This window comes from Variovorax sp. BGA-UO-ETr-C22 (assembly GCF_059567965.1).
Genome location: NZ_JCAQPA010000007.1, coordinates 559,233 through 577,725 on the forward strand (window position 1 = coordinate 559,233; position 18,493 = coordinate 577,725).

The following is an 18,493-nucleotide window of genomic DNA, read 5'->3' on the forward strand; positions in this document are numbered from 1 at the left end:
TTTCTCTTACTCGCTGGGGTTCGGCAGGGCGAGGCGCGAAGCGTCTTCTTCGTTTTCCTCGATGCGCGGACGGTTGCCGTTCATGCGCGAGATGGCGGCGGTATCGATGTCGCCGGTCACGTACACGCCGTCGAAGCACGAGGCATCGAAACCGGCGAGCTTCGGATTGAGCGAACCGATGGCGCGCTTCATGGCGTCGACGTCCTGGTAGATCAGCGCGTCGCAGCCGATGAGCTCGCGGATTTCCTCGACGGTGCGGTCGTGCGCCACGAGTTCGTCCTTGGTCGGCATGTCGATGCCGTAGACGTTCGGGTAGCGCACCGGCGGTGCGGCGCTGGCCAGGTAGACCTTGCGCGCGCCGGCGTCGCGCGCCATCTGCACGATCTCGCGGCTGGTAGTGCCGCGCACGATGGAGTCGTCGACCAGCAGCACGTTGCGGCCCTTGAACTCGCTGCCGATCACGTTGAGCTTCTGGCGCACCGACTTCTTGCGAACGCCCTGCCCCGGCATGATGAAGGTGCGGCCCACGTAGCGGTTCTTCACGAAGCCTTCGCGGTACGGAATACCCAGGAGGTGCGCGAGCTGCGTGGCGCTCGGGCGGCTCGATTCGGGAATCGGGATGATCACGTCGATCTGGTTCGGCGGCACGGTCGAGACCACGCGCTTGGCCAGCGTTTCGCCCAGGTTCAGGCGCGCCTGGTAGACCGAGATGCCGTCGAGCACCGAGTCGGGACGTGCGAGGTACACGAACTCGAAGATGCACGGGTTGAGCGACGCACCTTCGGCGCACTGCATCGAGTGCACGTTGCCTTCGAGGTCGATGAACACGGCTTCGCCCGGTTCGATGTTGCGCTCGAACACATGGCCCGAGCCTTCGAGCGCGACCGATTCGCTGGCCACCATGACGGTGCCGTCGGCGCTGCGGCCCATGCACAGCGGGCGGATGCCGTAGGGGTCGCGGAAGGCCAGCAGGCCGTGGCCGGCGATCAGCGAGACCACGGCGTACGAGCCGCGCAGGCGCTTGTAGACGTTCTTGACGGCGGCGAACACCTCGGCCGGGTGCAGCGGCACGCCGCGCGAAGAGCGCTCGACTTCGTGGGCCAGCACGTTGAGCAGCACTTCGGAGTCGCTCTCGGTGTTGGTGTGGCGGTGGTCGGTGGAGAACAGTTCCGCGCGCAGGGCGTGCGCGTTGGTCAGGTTGCCGTTGTGCACCAGCACGATTCCGAAGGGCGCGTTCACGTAGAAGGGCTGCGCCTCTTCTTCGCTGTAGGCGTTGCCCGCGGTCGGGTAGCGCACCTGGCCCAGGCCCACGTTGCCCGGCAGCGCGCGCATGTTGCGGGTGCGGAACACGTCGCGCACCATGCCCTTGGCCTTGTGCATGAAGAACTTGCGTTCCAGCAAGGTCACGATGCCGGCCGCATCCTGGCCACGGTGCTGCAGCAGCAGCAGCGCGTCATAGAGCAGCTGGTTGACGGGTGCGTTGCTGACAACGCCGACGATTCCACACATGAACGATTCCTCTCAGGGCAGGTAGCTTGCCAACTTTTCAGGCAGCGAGGGTTTGAGGCCCTGCAATGCCGCATCGAGAACAATGGCGCTGCGCGATTCGTGCCACCAGGCACTGTCGCTCAACGCCAGCAAATGAACAACGACCGCCAGCACGAGCAGGGCCACCGCCCCCCGTGCCGCGCCGAACGCTGCTCCCAAAATCCGGTCCACCGGCCGCAGGCCGACCGCGGCGATCAACTTGCGCGTGAGGGCTGCCGCCAGCCCCACGCCGAACGCCACCGCCACGAACACCAGCACGAAGGCCAGCGGGTAGCGCCAAGTGGCCTGCGGGTCGCCGAACGGCAGCCAGGCCGCCACGTCGGAGGCCACCCACTGGGCCACGATGAAGGCGGCCACCCAGCCGATCAGCGAAATCACTTCGAACACCAGGCCGCGCACCAGCCCGAACAGCATCGACAGCACGATGAGCGCGATGGCGATCCAGTCGAGCAGGGCCACGGCAATGAACTACAGGCAGCGGGCGACGGCGGTGCTTACAACGTGAGGATGGCTGCGGCCAAAGACAAGCCCTTGACCCGGTCCGCGGCCTTCTCGGCCTCGGCACGCGAGGCGAACGGCCCGACGCGCACACGCGTGCGCTCGCCGTCGGTCGTCTTGGCGACGTGCACGTAGGTCTTGAGGCCGGCGCGCTCGAGCTTCTGGCGCACTTCGCGCGCCTTGTCGGCATCGGCAAAGGCGCCGACCTGCACGACGAAGCGGCCGTTGTCGTCGGCGGCCGGCTTGGGCGCGGCGGCGGGCGGCTTGCCTTCGAGCAGCGCGCGGGCGCGGGCGCCGTCGTCGGCATTTGCGGCGGGCTTGGCGGGTTCCGGCTTCGGCTTGGCCTCGGGCTTCGGTTCAGGTTTTTTCGGCTCTGGCTTGGGTTCCGGTTTGGGCTCAGGCTTCGGCTCGGGTTTGGGTTCGGGCTTCTTCGGCTCCACGGCGGGCTTCGGGGCCGCCGGGGTGGCGGGCACGGTCGTGCCGGGCTCGATCACGGTGCCGTCGGCGGTCTCGGTGATCATGCCGCCGGCCGACGAGGCTGCCGCCACGCGGGAGCTGCCGTCGGACGGCGACGAAGGCGCGCTGCTCGTGGCAGGTGCCGGCGTGGCGGGCACGGGCAGCGGCTTGGCCTTGTTGCGGTCAGGAATCTCGATCGGGATGTCGACCGGCACGGGGCGCGGCTGGGTGTCGAACAGCAGCGGAAAGCCGATCACGCCGACCAGCACCAGCACCGCCGCGCCGAGCAGCCGATGGCGCGCGCGCCGGCGCATGGATTCGACACTTTCCGCCGGCACCGCCGCGGGGGCGCTGCGTCCTTCGTTGCCTTGTGGGCCGCGCGCGCGGAACTTGAAAAACGCCATGAAGTTCGATCCCTGGAGGAGTGCAGCGAGGTGGTGCCCGATGGTGCCGGATGGGTGTGGACAGCCCGACGATCAGCCGCCTGGCAGCAGGTGTTTGGCTTGCAGCCGGGGGGTGCCGTTTTCGAGGACGCCACCCACGGTGAAGAACGATCCGAAGACCACGATTCTATCAGTGGCACCTGCCTGCTCGATGGCCGCGCGCAGGGCGTCCATCGGGCTCGCGTGCACGCTACCCGAGGCGTCTTTGCGCGTGTTCTGGGCCTGCCACGCGGCCAGCAGATCGGCGGCCTTGGCGGCGCGCGGCGTGGGCAGGTCGGTGAAGTACCAGCGGTCGATCAGCGGCCCGATGCGCGCCAGGATGGGCGCGAGGTCCTTGTCGGCCATGACGCCGAACACGCCGTGCGTGGTGGGCGAAAAACCCATGGCGTCGAGGTTCTCGGCCAGCGCCGCGACGGCGTGGGCGTTGTGCGCCACGTCGAGCACCAGCGTGGGCTCGCCCGGCACGATCTGGAAGCGGCCCGGCAGCTCGACCATCGCGAGCCCGTTGCGCACCGCCTGCGCCGTGATCGGCAGCTGCGGGCGCAGCGCCTCGAGCGCCGCGAGCACGCCCGCCGCGTTGAGCAACTGGTTGGCGCCGCGCAGCGCCGGGTACGCCAGGCCGCTGTAGCGCCGCCCCCGGCCCGACCAGCCCCACTGCTGCTTGTCGCCCGAGACGTTGAAGTCGTGCCCGAAACGCCACAGGTCGGCGCCGATGGCGTTCGCGTGGTCGATGACGCTTTGCGGCGGCACCGGGTCGCTCACGATGGCGGGCTTGCCGGCGCGCAGGATGCCGGCCTTCTCGAAGCCGATGCTTTCGCGGTCGGGGCCGAGGTACTCCATGTGGTCCAGGTCGATGCTGGTGATGACCGCGCAGTCGGCGTCGATGATGTTCACCGCGTCGAGCCGGCCGCCCAGGCCGACCTCGAGGATCGCCACGTCGGGCTTCTCCTGGATCATGCAATGCAGGATGCCGAGCGTGGTGAACTCGAAGTAGGTCAGGGCCATGTCGCCGCGCGCCTTTTCCACCACCTCGAAGCTTGCTATCAGTTTGGAAGCGTCGACCGCTTCGCCCTTGAGCCGCAGCCGCTCCTCGAAGCGCACCAGGTGCGGCGAGGTGAACACGGCCGTGCGGTAGCCCGCGTGCGTCAGGATCGATTCGAGCATGGCGCAGGTCGAGCCCTTGCCATTGGTGCCCGCCACCGTGATGACGGGGCAGTCGAAACGCAGGCCCAGACGCTGCGCCATTTCTTTGGCGCGATCGAGCCCGAGTTCGATCTTGTCGGGATGAAGGTGCTCGGCGCGCGCGAGCCAGTCGTTCAGGGTTTCCATGGAGGCCGGCATTGTCGCCGACCGGCCGCTCGCGGCATCATGGCGGCCATGACAACCCTATACGGCATTCCGAACTGCGACACCGTCAAGCGCGCCCGCGCCTGGCTCGACGACCATGGCGTGGCCTACGCCTTCCACGATTTCAAGAAACAGGGCGTGCCCGAGGCCGAGCTCGACCGCTGGCTCAAAGCCCCCGGCTGGGAGGCGCTGGTCAACCGCAAGGGCACCACCTGGCGCAAGCTGGACGAGGCCACGCGCGACGCGGTGGTCGACGCCGCCTCGGCCCGCCCCGTGCTGCTCGGCAACCCCAGCCTGATCAAGCGGCCGGTGGTCGATTGGGGCCCGAACACGGGCGTAACGACTGGTTTCGATGCCGATAGCTGGGCTGTGAACGCCGTGTAAACCCCGGAACCCCGTCCCGCCGGCCGGCCTCCAACCGCGATCTGCAGGAGAGAACACCATGAACAGACACGTTTTTCGCATCCTCACGGGGCTGTCGGCGGCCGGCCTGCTGGCCACGGGCGCCAGCGTCGTGCAGGCCCAGCAAGTGGTCCAGGCGCGCGTGATTTCCGCCACGCCGATCCGCGAAACGACCGGCAGCGACGTCAGCTACAACGTCACCTACGAATACCAGGGCCGCCAGTACACGACCCGCACCACCAGCCGGCCGGGCGCCACCATCCCGATTCAGGCCAGCGCCTACGGCGTGACCACGCCAGGCGCGACCACCGCGCCGGTCCAGCCCCAGTCGCAATTGCAGCCCTACCCTGTCGAGGCCAACAACGGCCCGCAGTACCAGGAACAGTACCAGCCGTACCCGCAACAGGGGCAGTACCAACAAGGTGCCAACTCCCCCTGGGACAGCGTCGTACCCGAACCCGGCGTGGTGGTGTCCAACGCGCCCGCGTCGGTCTACGTGCAGCCGGCCCCGGTGTATGCCCCGCCCGTCTACGTGCAGCCCGCCTACACCTACCCGTATGCGCAGCCCTACGTCTACCCGCCGGTCGGCATCTCGCTGAACCTGGGCTATTCGCGCGGCTGGGGCGGTGGCGGCTACTACCGTGGCTATCGCGGATGGGGCGGCCATCGCCACGGCTGGCGCTACTGAGTTCCCCCACGGCGGGCCGGCTCGCCCGAGCCCCTAAAATCGAGGGCTTCTCCAACCCCGGGGGTGCTGCTGCCGCGGCGCGTCCCTCGATCCGCCGAACGCGCAGGCGCCGGCGCCATCCATCCAATGACGACGACTACCGACACCATCAACAGCGCCGCAGTGGCCACCAAGGCCAATGTGTATTTCGACGGCAAGTGCGTGAGCCACAACCTCACCCTGGCGGACGGCACCAAGAAATCGGTCGGCGTGGTCCTGCCCTCCACCCTCACCTTCAACACCGGCGCGCCTGAAATCATGGAAGGCACCGGCGGCAGCTGCGAATACCAGCTCGCGGGCACCAGCGAATGGATCGCCTCGGGCCCCGGCCAGAAGTTCAGCATCCCGGGCAACTCCAGCTTCCAGATCCGCGTGAGCGGCGAGCCCTACAGCTACATCTGCCACTTCGGTTGAAACGGAACCCCTGACATGTCGACCATTCTCCAAAACGTTCCCGCCGGCCAGAAGGTCGGCATCGCCTTCTCCGGCGGCCTGGACACCAGCGCGGCGCTGCACTGGATGAAGCTCAAGGGCGCCGTCCCCTACGCCTACACCGCCAACCTCGGCCAGCCCGACGAGCCCGACTACGACGAGATCCCGCGCAAGGCGATGCTCTACGGCGCCGAGAACGCCCGCCTGATCGACTGCCGCGCGCAGCTGGCCAACGAAGGCATCGCCGCCCTGCAGGCCGGCGCCTTCCACGTGACCACCGCCGGCGTGACCTACTTCAACACCACGCCGCTGGGCCGCGCGGTGACGGGCACCATGCTGGTGTCGGCCATGAAGGAAGACGACGTCCACATCTGGGGCGACGGCAGCACCTACAAGGGCAACGACATCGAGCGCTTCTACCGCTACGGCCTGCTCACCAACCCCGCGCTGAAGATCTACAAGCCCTGGCTCGACCAGGTCTTCATCGACGAGCTGGGCGGCCGCGCCGAAATGTCGGCGTTCATGCAAAAGGCCGGCTTCGCCTACAAGATGTCGTCCGAGAAGGCCTACTCGACCGACTCGAACATGCTGGGCGCCACCCACGAAGCCAAGGACCTCGAGCACCTGAACAGCGGCATGCAGATCGTGCAGCCCATCATGGGCGTGGCCTTCTGGAAGGACGAAGTCGAAGTCAAGCGCGAAACCGTCTCGGTGCGCTTCGAAGAAGGCGTGCCCGTCGCGCTGAACGGCGTGCGCTACACGAACCTGGTCGAGCTGATCCTCGAAGCCAACCGCATCGGCGGGCGCCACGGCCTGGGCATGAGCGACCAGATCGAAAACCGCATCATCGAGGCCAAGAGCCGCGGCATCTACGAGGCTCCCGGCCTGGCGCTGCTGTTCATCGCCTACGAGCGCCTGGTCACCGGCATCCACAACGAAGACACCATCGAGCAGTACCGCGACAACGGCCGCCGCCTGGGCCGCCTGCTGTACCAGGGCCGCTGGTTCGACCCGCAGGCCATCATGCTGCGCGAGACGGCCCAGCGCTGGGTGGCACGCGCCATCACCGGCGAAGTGACGGTCGAGCTGCGCCGCGGCAACGACTACTCGATCCTGAACACCGAATCGGCCAACCTCACGTACAAGCCCGAGCGCCTGAGCATGGAAAAGGTCGAAGGCGCGTTCACGCCGCTGGACCGCATCGGCCAGCTCACGATGCGCAACCTGGACATCGTCGACACGCGCGAGAAGCTCGCCATCTACACGCAGGTCGGCCTGCTGTCGTCGGGCGAAGGCGCCTCGCTGCCGAAGCTGGCGAACGACGGCGACGCGAGCTGATCGATCCCTTCGCTGCCCTTGCCAACCGCAAGGGCAGCAATGACAACGGGCCCCTCGGGGCCCGTTTTTCTTTGGAAGGTGCACCCGGCGTCAGTCGCCGCCGCCTCCGCACCCGCCGCCGCATCCACCACCGCCATCGGACGCACCACCGCCGTCGCTGGAGCCGCCATCGCCGCTCCCGCTCGACTCGCTGCCACCGAAGCCCCCGGCATCGCCCGAGCTGCCGCCGTCGGACGACGAATCGCCGAAGCTCGAGCCGCAGTGCGCGTCGGTGCCCGTTGCGCGCTCGATCGCCCGGCAATCGGGGATGTAGTGGAAGCCGCCCGCAATCGCGAACTTGATGTCCAGCGCAAACAGCAGCGGCAGCCGCGCCGGCTTGCGCGGGTCGATGCTCTCTTCCTTGCAGGCCCAGTACCAGGTGCGGCGCAGGCCGTCGTTGCGCCGCGCATCCTTGCCCAGCACCTCGGCCGGGCTGTGGTGCAGCATGCCGCCGAAGGCCGCCTGGCACCAGGTCTGGTAGGCCTGCGTGTGCAGGATGAACTCGTGCCAGGCCGTGTCGACCACCCGCGAAGGCATGGCCACGAACTTCCGGTCGCTGCGCAGGTGCGCCATGAAGAACTGCCGCAGCCCGCGCAGCACCAGCTCGGCGTCGCGCGGGCTCAGTTGCGGGTGCGCAGCGCGCAGCTTGCCGATGAGGAATGGCGGCAGCCGGGCCTCGCGGATGAACTGGCGGCGCATGCTCTTCTCGACCCAGGCGAGCGTCGCGACGAAGGCAAAGCCGGCGAACAGCACGAAGGCCACCGACCCGGCCCCGTTGTGCCACCCGAAAAGCAGCCAGGCGATGCCGCCCACGACGGTGAGCCGCTGGGCCCACAGGGCAACCGCAATACGGCGCCGGAAATTCAGGTGAAGAAAGTCGAGCTCCATGCGCGCGGCGGTGTGCGGGGTGCCGGCGGGGTCAGACCACCACGGGCTCCGGCTCCAGCCGGATGCCGAAGCGCTCGTACACGCTGGTCTGGATCGCCTTGGCCAGCGTCATCACCTCGCCGCCGGTCACCGGGTTGGCCGAGCCGCCGCGGTTGACCAGCACCAGCGCCTGCTTTTCGTACACGCCGGCGTTGCCCACCGACTTGCCCTTCCAGCCGCAGGCGTCGATGAGCCAGCCGGCCGCGAGCTTGATGCTGCCGTCGTCCATCGGGTAATGCACGATCTTCGGGTCGCGCGCGATGATGTCGGCGCACTGCTCGGGCGTGACCGTCGGGTTCTTGAAGAAGCTGCCTGCGTTGCCCAGCACGCGCCAGTCGGGCAGCTTGGCGCGGCGGATGGCGCAGATCCACTCGAAAATGTCCACCGCACTGGGCGTGAAATTGCCGGTTTCTTCCATCTTGCGCTCGAGGTCGAGGTAGCCGACCACGGGCTTCCAGGGCTTGGGCAGCCGGAAGCGCACCCGCGTGATGACCGCGCGGCCCGCCAGGCCGAAGTCGTTCGGGCCGCTGCGCACGTGCTTGAAGACGGAGTCGCGGTAGCCGAAGGCGCACTGCGCCGCGTCGAGCGTGAAGGCGCGGCCGGTTTCGAGGTCGAAGGCGTCGAGCGAGTCGAAGCGGTCCTGCAGCTCGACGCCATAGGCGCCGATGTTCTGCACCGGCGCGCCGCCCACCGTGCCGGGAATGAGCGCCAGGTTTTCCAGCCCCGGGTAGCCGCTGCGCACCATCCATTCGACGGTGTCGTGCCAGGTTTCGCCGGCGCCGGCCTCGACGACCCAGGCGCGCGGCGTCTCTTCGACCAGCCGCCGCCCCTTGATCTCGACCTTCAGCACCAGTGGCTTGACGTCGCCCGTGAGCACGATGTTGCTGCCGCCGCCGAGCACGAAACGGGGTTCGTCGCGCCAGGCCGGATCGGCGTGCAGCGCGGCCAGGTCGGCCTCGCCGGTGATGCGCGCCAGGTGCTGCGCGCGCGCGACGATGCCGAAGCTGTTGTAGGGCTGCAGCGGGACATTGGACTCCACGATCATGGGAGAATTGTCGCATTCAGTCCCCGTGCGTCCAGGAGAGCCTATGCCGTCTTTCGATACCGTCTGCGAGCCCAATCTGCCCGAAGTGAAGAATGCGGTCGAAAACACCGCCAAGGAAATCGGCACACGCTTCGATTTCAAGGGCACCGCCGCCGCCGTCGAGCTCAAGGACAAGGAGATCACCATGATCGGCGACGCCGAGTTCCAGCTCGTGCAGGTCGAGGACATCCTTCGCAACAAGCTCACCAAGCGCAACGTCGACGTGCGTTTCCTCGACAAGGGCGACGTCCAGAAGATGGGCGGCGACAAGGTCAAGCAGGTCATCAAGATCAAGAACGGCATCGAGAGCGAGCAGGCCAAGAAGATCACCCGCATCGTCAAGGACAGCAAGCTCAAGGTGCAGGCCGCGATCCAGGGCGACGCCGTGCGCATCACCGGCGCCAAGCGCGACGACCTGCAGGCCGCCATGGCCCTCATCAAGAAGGACGTGCCCGACATGCCGCTGTCCTTCAACAACTTCCGCGACTGACCCGCGCATGAATGCGCTCCTCGTCGCGGCGCTGTGGGCGGCCGCGGCCATGGCGGCGCACGCCGCCGACTCGGTCACGCTGACCGGTTCCATCGGCAGCCGCGCGATCCTCATCGTGAACGGCGCGCCGCCCAAGACGGTGGCGGTCGGGGAGACCTTCCAGGGCGTCAAGCTGGTGTCGCTGCAGGCCGACCAGGCGGTGGTCGAATCGGCGGGCAAGCGTTTTTCGCTGCGCATGGATTCGCCCGTGAGCATCGGCCGGGGCGGCATTGCCGGCAGCGGCGGCAACCGCATCGTGTTGCAGGCCGACAGCCGGGGCCACTACATGACGCAGGGCCAGATCAACGGCCGCGCCGTCACCTTCATGCTCGACACCGGCGCGACCACCATCGCGCTGTCGGCGGTCGATGCCCAGCGCATCGGACTCGATTACAGCAAGGGGCAGCTGGTGCAGATGCGCACGGCCAACGGCAACGCTGCGGGCTACAGGCTGCGGTTGCAGAGCGTGCGCGTGGGCGACGTCGAGGTCTACGACATCGACGCCATCGTCTCGCAGCAACCCATGCCCTTCGTGCTGCTGGGCAACAGCTTTCTCAACCGCTTCTCGATGCGGCGCGACGCCGACGAGATGATTCTCGAGAAGCGGTACTGAGACCGCTTCCGATCCGGCCTCAGGCCTGTGCGGCCGTGACGACGATCTCGATCTTGTAAGCCGCGTTGGCCATCTTGGCCTCCACGGTCGCGCGCGGCGGCGTGTTGCCGGCCGGAATCCACGCATCCCACACCTCGTTCATGGCGCCGATGTCGCCGATGTCGGCCAGGAAGATCTGCGTCATGAGGATGCGCGACTTGTCGCTGCCGGCCTCGGCCAGCAGGCGGTCGACCATGCCGAGCACCTGCGCGGTCTGGCCGCGGATGTCCTGCGTGGTGTCGTCGGGCACCTGGCCCGCGAGGTAGATGGTGCCGTTGTGCACCGCGGTCTCGGACAGACGCGGGCCGACGTGGAAGCGGGTGATGGATGCCATGGTGAGTTCAAGCCTTTTTCTTCGAGCCGAGTTTCGACTCCGTGCCGGCCGCGAGCCGGCGGATGTTTTCGCGGTGCCGCCAGATCAGCAGCAGACTCATGATGATGATCGCAATCAGCACCGTGCGGTCGAGTGGCCACGCAATGTTTCCACCCAGCAGGTAGTAGGCCGGCGCAAAGAACGCCGCCACCAGCGACGACAGCGACGAATAGCGGAAGAAGATCGCGATGATCAGCCAGGTCGCGCCCGTGGCCAGCCCCAGCCAGGGCGCGATGCCCACCAGCACGCCGGCGGCCGTGGCCACGCCCTTGCCGCCCTGGAAGCCGAAGAACACCGGGTACAGGTGGCCCAGGAAGGCCGCCAGGCCCGCCAGCGCCGCCACGCCCTCGCCCAGCCCCCACTGCGCGCCGAACTGGCGGATCAGGAACACCGGCAGCCAGCCCTTCGCCGCATCGAGCAACAAGGTGGCCAGCGCGGCTCCCTTGTTGCCCGAGCGCAGCACGTTGGTGGCACCGGGGTTGCCGCTGCCGTAGCTGCGCGGGTCGGCCATGCCGAGCGACTTGCTCACGATGACCGCAAACGACAGCGAACCGATCAGGTACGACGCCACGATGGCAAGGAGGGAAGGCAGATCGAAACTCAAGGCGGGTCTCCGGGGAACGGATTGTTGTTGTGCGCCGCCGGCCTGCATGCCCGGCGGGAAAAAGCAAACGCCGGCTATTCTGCCAGCGCGCACTGCACGGGCTTTGCGCCCAGCAGCGTCACGCACACCTGCGGATCGATGCCCACGAGGTAGCCGCGCCGCCCGCCGTTGATCGCGATCGTCGGTAGCTCGAGCACGCTCGACTCGATGTAGACCGGCATCTCGCGCCGCGTGCCGAAGGGCGAGGTGCCGCCCACCATGTAGCCGCTGTGGCGCTGCGCCACCTCGGGCTTGCAGGGCTCGACCGACTTGGCGCCGATCTGCCGCGCGAGGTTCTTGGTCGACACCGTGCGGTTGCCGTGCATCAGCACGATCAGCGGCTTGGCGTCCTGGTCCTGCATCACCAGCGTCTTGACCACGGTGAACGGGTCGAAGCCCAGCACCTGCGCGCTGTGCTGGGCGCCGCCGTGCTCCTGGTACTCGTAGGGGTGCTCGGTGAAGGCGACCTTGTTCGCCCGCAACAGCTGGGTGGCGGGCGTCTCGGAAACGTGGGCTTTCTTGCTCACTTGCTCACTTGCTCACTTGCTCAGGTCAGGCGGCGGGGTCGCGGATGTCCAGGCGGATCTTGTCGATCTCGGCCAGCACCTCGGCCGACAGCGTGGTGCCGTAGGCGTCCAGGTCTTCGTCGAGCTGCGCCACCGAGGTCACGCCGATGATCGTGCTCGCCACCTGCCACTTGGTGTAGCAGAAGGCCAGCGCGAGCTGCGTGGGGCTCAGGCCGTGGTCGCGCGCGAGCTGGTTGTAGCGGCGCGCCGCGCGCAGCGCGTCGGGCTTGCCCCAGCGCTGCTTGCGCACCGACTCGTAGCTCGAGATGCGCGCGCCCTTGGGCGCGTCGGGGCCCTCGATGCCACTCTGGTCGTACTTGCCCGTCAGCAGGCCGAAGGCCAGCGGCGAGTACGCCAGCAGGGACACGCCGAGCCGGTGCATGGTCTCGTCGAGCGCGTTCTCGTGCGCGCGGCTCACCAGGTTGTAGACGTTCTGCACCGACACCACGCGCGGCAGCCCGTGCTGCTCGGCCAGCCGCACGAACTCGTGCACGCCGTAGGGCGTCTCGTTCGACAGGCCGATGGTGCGCACCTTGCCCGCCTTCACCAGCTTGCCCAGCGCTTCGAGCTGGTCGTGGATCGGCGTCTGCGAGGTTTCCTTCTCGGGGTTGTAGTGGATGTTGCCGAACACCGGCACGTGGCGCTCGGGCCAGTGGATCTGGTACAGGTCGATCACGTCGGTCTGCAGGCGGCGCAGGCTGCCGTGGCACGAGGCCTCGATGTCGGCCGCCGTCATGCCCGTGCCTTCGCGCACCCAGGGCATGCCGCGCGAGGGGCCGGCCACCTTGGTGGCCAGCGTGATCTTCTGGCGCGTGCCGGGGTTGGCGGCAAACCAGTTCCCGATGATGGTTTCTGTGGCGCCGCAGGTTTCCTTGCTCGCCGGCACCGCGTACATCTCGGCCGTGTCGATGAAATCGACGCCGCGCTCGAGCGAACGGTTCAGGACGGCGTGGGCGGTGGGCTCGTCGACCTGCTCGCCGAAAGTCATGGTGCCGAGGCAGATCGGGGTGACGTGGAGGTCGCTCTGACCGAGTGGAATCTTTTTCATGCGCGGAATGCTAGCGCGCCCGCGCGGCAGGCGTTGCCCCGGCCCCGAGAAACCGAGCGCCGCCCTGTCCTGTGGCGGACTGCGCGCGGCGCGGCCTCTCCGTATCATCGAGCGCCATATGTACCAAGCCCTCCGCCCCTCGCGCAGCGAATTCGTGCCCGTGCGCAACCTGAACTACCACGTCCGCCTCTGGGGGCAACCGTCGAGCGAGCGCCCGCCGCTGGTGCTGGTGCATGGCTGGATGGACGTGGCGGCCTCCTGGCAGTTCGTGGTCGATGCGCTGAAGGACGACCGCTTCATCATCGCCCCCGACTGGCGCGGCTTCGGCCTCACCGACGGCGGCGGCGTCGACAACTACTGGCTGCCCGACTACCTGGCCGACCTCGAATGGCTGCTCGACCACTACGCCGGCGAGGGCGACGATGCGCGCCCGATCGACCTCGTCGGCCACAGCATGGGCGGCAATGTGGCGATGCACTACGCGGGCGTGCGCCCGGCGCGCATCCGCCGCCTCGTCAACCTCGAGGGCTTCGGCATGCCCGCGCGCCAGCCCGCCGAGGCGCCCGCGCGCTACGGCCAGTGGATCGACGAGCTCAAGGGCTTGCATCGCGGCGAGAAAGCGCTCGCGGGCTATTCGGCGGTGGACGGCGTGGCACGCCGCCTCATGAAGACCAACCCGCGCCTCACGCAGGACAAGGCCGACTGGCTGGCCGGCCACTGGTCGGCGCCGCAGGCCCAGCCCGACGGCAGCGCGCGCTGGCAGATCCTCGGCGAGGCCGCGCACAAGATCATCAACGCCAACATCTTCCGCGTCGACGAAACACTGGCGCTCTACGCGCGCATCACCGCGCCGACGCTGATGGTCGAGGCCTCGGACGACAGCCTGCACGGCTGGTGGAAGGCCCGCTACACGCTCGCCGAATTCCACGAGCGGCTGAAGTCCGTGCCTTCGGTGCGCATCGAGCAGCTCGACGACGCAGGCCACATGCTGCACCACGATCAGCCGCAGCGCGTGGCGCAGCTGATCGAGGACTTCCTGGCCTAGGGCCTGTTCACCCTATTTCTGGCGTCGCGAAGGTCTGCCACGGCGGGCCAATCAAGGCGCGTGACGCCGCGTGTGCATGCGCACACGCAAGGAGCGCAACGCCGAGTGGCCCGCCGTGGCAGACCTTCCCTTCGGGTTGGCTGGCAAAGGGGCCGTCTGCGGCGTTGCCCGCGCTTGCAAGGCAGAAGCCTTGCTGCGCACGGGCGCCTTGCAGCCAGCCCCTTTGCCAGCCAACGCGACGCCAGAAATAGGGTGAACAGGCCCTAGTCGGCCTTCTGCGTGGCGCGGCGCAAGGCCGCGCGCGCCAAGAGCCGCGTCGAATCGAGCGTCGGCAACGGCGAGTTTGCGTCGCTCATGATCAGCGGGATCTCGGTGCAGCCGAGCACGACCGCGTCACAGCCCTCCTCGTCCTTCAGGCGCTGCATCACGCGCTGGAAGGTGGCCACGGCCTCGGGCTTGAAGATGCCGCAGACCAGCTCGTCCATGATGATCCGGCCGATCTCGGCGCGCTCTTCGACGGTGGGGCGCACGTATTCAAGGCCGCGCGCCGATAGCTTCTCGGGATACACCTCGCTGTCGGTCAGCCAGCGCGTGCCCGTGATGCCGATGCGGCGAAAGCCCCGGCGCACGGCCTCGTCGGCCACCACCTCGGCGATGTGCAGCCAGGGCCGCGGCGAACGCGGCGCCACATGGTCGAAGGCCTGGTGGATGGTGTTGTCGGGGCAAATCAGGAAATCCGCGCCCGCCGCGGCGAGCTTGTGCGCGGAGCCGAGCATCAGCGCGCCCACGCCCGCCAGGTCGCCCGCGTCCAGGCAGCGCGTGTACTCCGCGAGCGAGGGCGTGTGCATCGACACCTCGGGGTGCGCGTGCGGGCCGAGCAGCGCCGCGCCCTCGATGCAGATGGTCTTGTAGCAAAGGGCCGCGCCTTCGGCGGAGCAGCCGACGATTCCGATGTGCAGGGTCATGGGCGCATCCTACAAAAGCCGGCGCGGTTTATCCGGCCTGCGGATATGCAAGCGCGCAAATCTTCGTTCGCAGCGCGCAGCGTGCGTCCTAGAGTGCCCGACTCCCCTTGCCGTCTCCCGGAGTTGTCGCCATGCCTTCCCTTTCGCGCGCCCCCTTGTGGCTGCGCCGCCTTGCCCCGCTGTCCGGCGGACTCGCCCTGAGCCTGCTGCTGCTCGCGCCCGCCCACGCGGACGACCTGCGCGTCGGCTTCATGCCGGGCCCCTACCGCGACGCCTTCACCCACGGCATCGAGCCCCAGTTGAAGAAGCTGGGCTACAGCATCAAGTACGTCGAGTTCAGCCAGGGCGTGCAGCCCAACGACGCGGTGGAGCGCGGCCAGATCGACGCCAACATCTTCCAGCACTCGCTGTACCTGAACGCCACCAACAAGCAGCAGGGCTTCGACCTCGTACCCGTGGTGCACGTGCCGACGCCGCCCATGGGCCTGTATTCGCGCCGCCACAAGACGCTCGACGCCGTGCCCGACGGCGCCACCGTCACGCTGCCCGCCGACCCGGTGAATGCGGCGCGCGCGCTCAACATCCTCGCGGCCATCGGCTGGGTCACGCTCAAGCCGGGCGTGAGTCCGCTGAGCGTGTCGGAGCGCGACATCGCGAGCAACCCCAAGCGACTGAAGATCGTGCCGCTGGACGCCGCGCAGGCGCCGCGCTCGCTGGCCGATGCCGACCTCGCGGCCGTGCAGGGCAACTTCGCCGTGGCCTCGGGCCTGAAGCTCACCGAGGCGCTGAAGCTCGAAGACATGACGCTGCCCTACGTCAACGTGGTGGCGGTGAGGCGCAGCAACGAGCACGCGAAGTTCGCGAAGGACATCGCCACCGCCTACCAGTCGCCCGAATTCCAGAAGTTCTTCAAGGCCAACCCCGTGTGGGCGGGCTACCGGCTGCCGGACTATTTCAGCCAATGAGCAACGACCACACCACCGCGCCGCGCAGGCAGCTGCACCTCAACGTCAACATCCTGCATTCCGGCTTCGTGCCTTCGGCCTGGCGCCTGCCCGAGAGCGACCCGTGGGCGTTCGCCGACATCCAGCACTACATCCGCACCGCGCAGATCGCCGAGGCCGCCAAGCTCGATGCCGTGTTCCTGGCCGACAACGCGGCCATCGTCGACCAGATCCATTTCCGCCCGATCACCGCGCTGGAGCCCACCATCCTGCTGGCCTGCGTGGCCGCCGCGACCACGCACGTCGGCCTCATCGCCACCGCCTCCACCAGCTACAACGAGCCCTACAACATCGCGCGCCGCTTCGCCACGCTCGACCACGTGAGCGCCGGCCGTGCCGGCTGGAACATGGTGACCACGGCCGACCTGCCCTCGGCGCGCAACTTCGGCCTGGACACCACGCCCGACCACGCCAAGCGCTACGCCCGCGCCTCGGAGTTCGCCGACATCGTCAAGGCGCTGTGGGACAGCTGGGAAGACGACGCCTTCGTCGGCGACAAGGCCGCCGGCCGCTTCATCGACCCCGCCAAGGTGCACGCCCTCGCACACCGCGGCGAGCACTTCGCGGTGCAGGGTCCGCTCAACCTGCCGCGCCCGCCGCAGGGCCACCCGGTGCTGGTGCAGGCCGGCGCCTCGGCCGACGGACGCGAGCTCGCATCGCGCCATGCCGAAGCCGTGTTCTCCGCCTCGCAATCGTTCGAAGAATCGCAGGCCTACGCACGCGCCCTCAAGACCCGCGCCGCCGAACTGGGCCGCGGCCCCGACGCGGTGAAGGTGCTGGCCGGCCTCACCACCATCGTCGGCGCCACCGAAGCGCAGGCGCTTCGCCGCCGCGACGCGCTGGTCGACCTGATCCCCTGGGACTACAGCCTCACGCGCCTGGCCGGCACGCTGGGCATCACGCCCGGCCGCCTCAAGCTCGACGAGCGCCTGCCCGACGACCTGCCGCTGCCCGCCAACGGCAACGGGAACCACACCTTCTTCAACGCCGTGGTCGCGGCCGGGCGCACGAACGGCTACACGGTGCGCCAGCTGATCCGCGAACTCGCAGGCGGCGGCGGGCACCGCGTGATCGTCGGCACGCCCGAGCAGATCGCCGACGACATCGAACGCTGGTTCAAGGGCGGCGCGGCCGACGGCTTCAACCTGATGCCCGACGCGCTGCCGCATGGGCTGCAGGACTTCGTGGAGGGCGTGGTGCCGATCCTGCAGAAGCGAGGCCTCTTTCGCACGGAGTACGAAGGACGCACGTTGCGCGATCACCTGGGGTTGGCGCGGCCTGCAGGGCGGGCGGCGCAACGGCTGGCAGCCTGAAGGTTCCGTTCCCCCACAGCGTGCCCTGTGCCCAGGACACTGGGTGCTTCCCGCAGCGAAATCAAGGAGGAGGCCGCAGGCCGGGGGACATTCGCGGAGGGAAGTACCCGGTGGCCTGGGCACGCGCCCTGAACAGCCGGCTCAGGCCTCCCACCACCCTTCGTCGAAGCGCCCCTGCAGAAACGCCACGAACCCCGACACCTTCCCAGGCACCAACTTCGGTGAGGGAAACACCGCGTGGATCTCCTGCTCAGGCAACGCATGGTCCCCCAGCACGGCGTTCACCTTGCCAGCAGCCAGCGACTCACTCGCCACATAGCGCGGCATCAACGCGATCCCCAACCCATCACGCGCCGCAGCCAGCACCGCCGACAGGTTGTTCGATCGGAAGCGCCCCGACACCGGCACCGTCACCGGCTCCCCGCGCGGCGTGTGCATGCGCCAGAACTCGTCGCCCACCACGCTGCTGTAGATCAGCGCCACGTGCGCGCTCAGGTCCTGCGCGCGCTTGGGCGTGCCGTGCTTCTTCAGGTAGGCCGGCGACGCCACCATGACCCACGGATTCGCGCCGAGGTAGCGCGCCCCCAGTGACGAATCGGCCAGCTTGCCCATGCGGATCGCCACGTCGATGCCCTGCGCGATGAGGTCCACGTAGCGGTCCTCGAAGCTCAGGTCCAGCTGCACCTGCGGATGCCGGCGCATGTACTCCAGCGCCAGCGGCACCACCACGCGCCGCCCGAAGGCCACCGACGTGCCCACGCGCAAGAGGCCCTGCGCCTGGTTCTGGCGCAACTGCACGATGCTGTCGGCCTCCTCGGCGTCGCGCACGATGGTCTTGCACTTCTCGTAGTACAGCGCGCCCGGCTCCGTGAGGCTCACGCCGCGCGTGTTGCGGTTGAGCAGCCGCACCTTCAGGCGCGCCTCCGTGGCCGCGACCTGCTTGGTCACGGTGGGTTGCGTGGTGTTGAACTCGCGCGCCGCCTTCGAGAAGCTCCCCGTCTCGACGACCCGCACGAACATTTCCATAGCCAGTAGACGATCCATGGCCGGATGGTAGCCAGTTATTCCATGGCGGAATAGGTTTTATGGCCCCCAGCCGTCTTCTTGGAATGCG

General features: G+C 68.3%; 21 protein-coding genes. 9 read left to right on the forward strand and 12 right to left on the reverse strand.

Annotated features, from left to right (window positions below; translation table 11 throughout):
• Positions 1 to 6: 6 nt before the first annotated feature.
• The 4 genes from purF to folC all read right to left on the reverse strand — a co-directional run bounded on the left by purF (position 7) and on the right by folC (position 4,286).
• Positions 7 to 1,509, reverse strand: a complete 1,503-nt coding sequence (purF, locus tag AC57B8_RS06480) for an amidophosphoribosyltransferase (RefSeq protein WP_070062415.1) — start codon at positions 1,507 to 1,509, stop codon at positions 7 to 9.
• 12 nt (positions 1,510 to 1,521) lie between these two features.
• Positions 1,522 to 2,007: a CvpA family protein gene (locus AC57B8_RS06485; RefSeq protein ID WP_070062414.1), complete on the reverse strand. Its 486-nt coding sequence runs from the start codon at positions 2,005 to 2,007 to the stop codon at positions 1,522 to 1,524.
• 35 nt (positions 2,008 to 2,042) lie between these two features.
• Positions 2,043 to 2,906 (reverse strand): SPOR domain-containing protein, encoded by an 864-nt coding sequence (locus AC57B8_RS06490; protein WP_496479003.1) that lies wholly within the window; start codon positions 2,904 to 2,906, stop codon positions 2,043 to 2,045.
• A 72-nt stretch (positions 2,907 to 2,978) separates the two neighbouring features.
• Entirely contained in the window at positions 2,979 to 4,286 is a 1,308-nt protein-coding gene (folC, locus tag AC57B8_RS06495) for a bifunctional tetrahydrofolate synthase/dihydrofolate synthase (protein WP_095950847.1), read from the reverse strand.
• Between the two features lie 36 nt (positions 4,287 to 4,322).
• On the opposite strand from folC, the gene AC57B8_RS06500 reads away from it, so the two are divergent.
• From AC57B8_RS06500 to argG, 4 genes are all read left to right on the forward strand, one after another.
• Positions 4,323 to 4,676, forward strand: a complete 354-nt coding sequence (locus AC57B8_RS06500; protein ID WP_496479004.1) for an ArsC family reductase — start codon at positions 4,323 to 4,325, stop codon at positions 4,674 to 4,676.
• A 58-nt stretch (positions 4,677 to 4,734) separates the two neighbouring features.
• On the forward strand, positions 4,735 to 5,382 hold the full coding sequence (locus AC57B8_RS06505; RefSeq protein ID WP_496479005.1) for a hypothetical protein: 648 nt from the start codon (positions 4,735 to 4,737) through the stop codon (positions 5,380 to 5,382).
• Between the two features lie 126 nt (positions 5,383 to 5,508).
• Positions 5,509 to 5,835, forward strand: coding sequence for a pyrimidine/purine nucleoside phosphorylase (gene ppnP, locus AC57B8_RS06510; protein ID WP_062469962.1), 327 nt, complete (start codon positions 5,509 to 5,511; stop codon positions 5,833 to 5,835).
• Between the two features lie 15 nt (positions 5,836 to 5,850).
• Positions 5,851 to 7,191: an argininosuccinate synthase gene (gene argG / locus AC57B8_RS06515; protein ID WP_062469963.1), complete on the forward strand. Its 1,341-nt coding sequence runs from the start codon at positions 5,851 to 5,853 to the stop codon at positions 7,189 to 7,191.
• Positions 7,192 to 7,281: 90 nt separating this feature from the next.
• Here the strand turns inward: argG and AC57B8_RS06520 are convergent, their stop codons facing one another.
• Positions 7,282 to 8,118 (reverse strand): glycine-rich domain-containing protein, encoded by an 837-nt coding sequence (locus AC57B8_RS06520; protein WP_496479006.1) that lies wholly within the window; start codon positions 8,116 to 8,118, stop codon positions 7,282 to 7,284.
• A gap of 31 nt (positions 8,119 to 8,149) precedes the next feature.
• On the reverse strand, positions 8,150 to 9,202 hold the full coding sequence (murB, locus tag AC57B8_RS06525) for a UDP-N-acetylmuramate dehydrogenase (protein ID WP_496479007.1): 1,053 nt from the start codon (positions 9,200 to 9,202) through the stop codon (positions 8,150 to 8,152).
• 43 nt (positions 9,203 to 9,245) lie between these two features.
• Between murB and AC57B8_RS06530 the strand changes: the two genes are divergently transcribed.
• Together AC57B8_RS06530 and AC57B8_RS06535 are read left to right on the forward strand one after the other, a co-directional pair.
• Entirely contained in the window at positions 9,246 to 9,731 is a 486-nt protein-coding gene (locus AC57B8_RS06530; RefSeq protein ID WP_095746332.1) for a YajQ family cyclic di-GMP-binding protein, read from the forward strand.
• A 7-nt stretch (positions 9,732 to 9,738) separates the two neighbouring features.
• Positions 9,739 to 10,383 carry a retropepsin-like aspartic protease family protein gene (locus AC57B8_RS06535; protein WP_496479008.1) on the forward strand — a complete coding sequence of 215 codons (645 nt, stop codon included), beginning with the start codon at positions 9,739 to 9,741 and terminating at the stop codon, positions 10,381 to 10,383.
• Positions 10,384 to 10,402: 19 nt separating this feature from the next.
• Here AC57B8_RS06535 and AC57B8_RS06540 read toward each other — a convergent pair whose 3' ends face one another.
• From AC57B8_RS06540 to AC57B8_RS06555, 4 genes are all read right to left on the reverse strand, one after another.
• Positions 10,403 to 10,756, reverse strand: coding sequence for a RidA family protein (locus AC57B8_RS06540; protein WP_070062404.1), 354 nt, complete (start codon positions 10,754 to 10,756; stop codon positions 10,403 to 10,405).
• A 7-nt stretch (positions 10,757 to 10,763) separates the two neighbouring features.
• The gene (gene plsY, locus AC57B8_RS06545; RefSeq protein WP_062469978.1) at positions 10,764 to 11,399 is read right to left on the reverse strand and encodes a glycerol-3-phosphate 1-O-acyltransferase PlsY; all 636 of its coding nucleotides are present in this window, start codon (positions 11,397 to 11,399) and stop codon (positions 10,764 to 10,766) included.
• 74 nt (positions 11,400 to 11,473) lie between these two features.
• Complete coding sequence (gene ybaK / locus AC57B8_RS06550; protein WP_496479009.1) at positions 11,474 to 11,965, reverse strand: Cys-tRNA(Pro) deacylase; 492 nt, start codon at positions 11,963 to 11,965, stop codon at positions 11,474 to 11,476.
• Between the two features lie 25 nt (positions 11,966 to 11,990).
• A complete protein-coding gene (locus AC57B8_RS06555; protein ID WP_062469984.1) occupies positions 11,991 to 13,052 on the reverse strand; it encodes an aldo/keto reductase in 1,062 nt (353 codons plus the stop codon).
• A 118-nt stretch (positions 13,053 to 13,170) separates the two neighbouring features.
• On the opposite strand from AC57B8_RS06555, the gene AC57B8_RS06560 reads away from it, so the two are divergent.
• Complete coding sequence (locus AC57B8_RS06560) at positions 13,171 to 14,097, forward strand: alpha/beta fold hydrolase (protein WP_496479010.1); 927 nt, start codon at positions 13,171 to 13,173, stop codon at positions 14,095 to 14,097.
• 263 nt (positions 14,098 to 14,360) lie between these two features.
• Here AC57B8_RS06560 and AC57B8_RS06565 read toward each other — a convergent pair whose 3' ends face one another.
• Complete coding sequence (locus tag AC57B8_RS06565) at positions 14,361 to 15,062, reverse strand: aspartate/glutamate racemase family protein (protein WP_496479011.1); 702 nt, start codon at positions 15,060 to 15,062, stop codon at positions 14,361 to 14,363.
• Between the two features lie 131 nt (positions 15,063 to 15,193).
• On the opposite strand from AC57B8_RS06565, the gene AC57B8_RS06570 reads away from it, so the two are divergent.
• Both AC57B8_RS06570 and AC57B8_RS06575 read left to right on the forward strand, forming a co-directional pair.
• Positions 15,194 to 16,027, forward strand: a complete 834-nt coding sequence (locus tag AC57B8_RS06570) for a MetQ/NlpA family ABC transporter substrate-binding protein (RefSeq protein ID WP_496479012.1) — start codon at positions 15,194 to 15,196, stop codon at positions 16,025 to 16,027.
• Positions 16,024 to 17,379 (forward strand): LLM class flavin-dependent oxidoreductase, encoded by a 1,356-nt coding sequence (locus tag AC57B8_RS06575; protein ID WP_496479013.1) that lies wholly within the window; start codon positions 16,024 to 16,026, stop codon positions 17,377 to 17,379. The genes AC57B8_RS06570 and AC57B8_RS06575 overlap by 4 nt, the downstream gene beginning before the upstream one ends.
• Positions 17,380 to 17,520: 141 nt before the next feature.
• Here the strand turns inward: AC57B8_RS06575 and AC57B8_RS06580 are convergent, their stop codons facing one another.
• Positions 17,521 to 18,423, reverse strand: coding sequence for a LysR family transcriptional regulator (locus AC57B8_RS06580; protein ID WP_159273302.1), 903 nt, complete (start codon positions 18,421 to 18,423; stop codon positions 17,521 to 17,523).
• Positions 18,424 to 18,493 lie beyond the last annotated feature (70 nt).

Coding starts and splice junctions, on each gene's coding strand:
- purF (WP_070062415.1), bottom strand. CDS start 1,509: ATGTGTGGAATCGTCGGCGTTGTCAGCAACGCACCCGTCAACCAGCTG.
- AC57B8_RS06490 (WP_496479003.1), bottom strand. CDS start 2,906: ATGGCGTTTTTCAAGTTCCGCGCGCGCGGCCCACAAGGCAACGAAGGA.
- folC (WP_095950847.1), bottom strand. CDS start 4,286: ATGCCGGCCTCCATGGAAACCCTGAACGACTGGCTCGCGCGCGCCGAG.
- AC57B8_RS06500 (WP_496479004.1), top strand. CDS start 4,323: ATGACAACCCTATACGGCATTCCGAACTGCGACACCGTCAAGCGCGCC.
- AC57B8_RS06505 (WP_496479005.1), top strand. CDS start 4,735: ATGAACAGACACGTTTTTCGCATCCTCACGGGGCTGTCGGCGGCCGGC.
- ppnP (WP_062469962.1), top strand. CDS start 5,509: ATGACGACGACTACCGACACCATCAACAGCGCCGCAGTGGCCACCAAG.
- argG (WP_062469963.1), top strand. CDS start 5,851: ATGTCGACCATTCTCCAAAACGTTCCCGCCGGCCAGAAGGTCGGCATC.
- AC57B8_RS06520 (WP_496479006.1), bottom strand. CDS start 8,118: ATGGAGCTCGACTTTCTTCACCTGAATTTCCGGCGCCGTATTGCGGTT.
- murB (WP_496479007.1), bottom strand. CDS start 9,202: ATGATCGTGGAGTCCAATGTCCCGCTGCAGCCCTACAACAGCTTCGGC.
- AC57B8_RS06530 (WP_095746332.1), top strand. CDS start 9,246: ATGCCGTCTTTCGATACCGTCTGCGAGCCCAATCTGCCCGAAGTGAAG.
- AC57B8_RS06535 (WP_496479008.1), top strand. CDS start 9,739: ATGAATGCGCTCCTCGTCGCGGCGCTGTGGGCGGCCGCGGCCATGGCG.
- AC57B8_RS06540 (WP_070062404.1), bottom strand. CDS start 10,756: ATGGCATCCATCACCCGCTTCCACGTCGGCCCGCGTCTGTCCGAGACC.
- AC57B8_RS06555 (WP_062469984.1), bottom strand. CDS start 13,052: ATGAAAAAGATTCCACTCGGTCAGAGCGACCTCCACGTCACCCCGATC.
- AC57B8_RS06560 (WP_496479010.1), top strand. CDS start 13,171: ATGTACCAAGCCCTCCGCCCCTCGCGCAGCGAATTCGTGCCCGTGCGC.
- AC57B8_RS06565 (WP_496479011.1), bottom strand. CDS start 15,062: ATGACCCTGCACATCGGAATCGTCGGCTGCTCCGCCGAAGGCGCGGCC.
- AC57B8_RS06570 (WP_496479012.1), top strand. CDS start 15,194: ATGCCTTCCCTTTCGCGCGCCCCCTTGTGGCTGCGCCGCCTTGCCCCG.
- AC57B8_RS06575 (WP_496479013.1), top strand. CDS start 16,024: ATGAGCAACGACCACACCACCGCGCCGCGCAGGCAGCTGCACCTCAAC.
- AC57B8_RS06580 (WP_159273302.1), bottom strand. CDS start 18,423: ATGGATCGTCTACTGGCTATGGAAATGTTCGTGCGGGTCGTCGAGACG.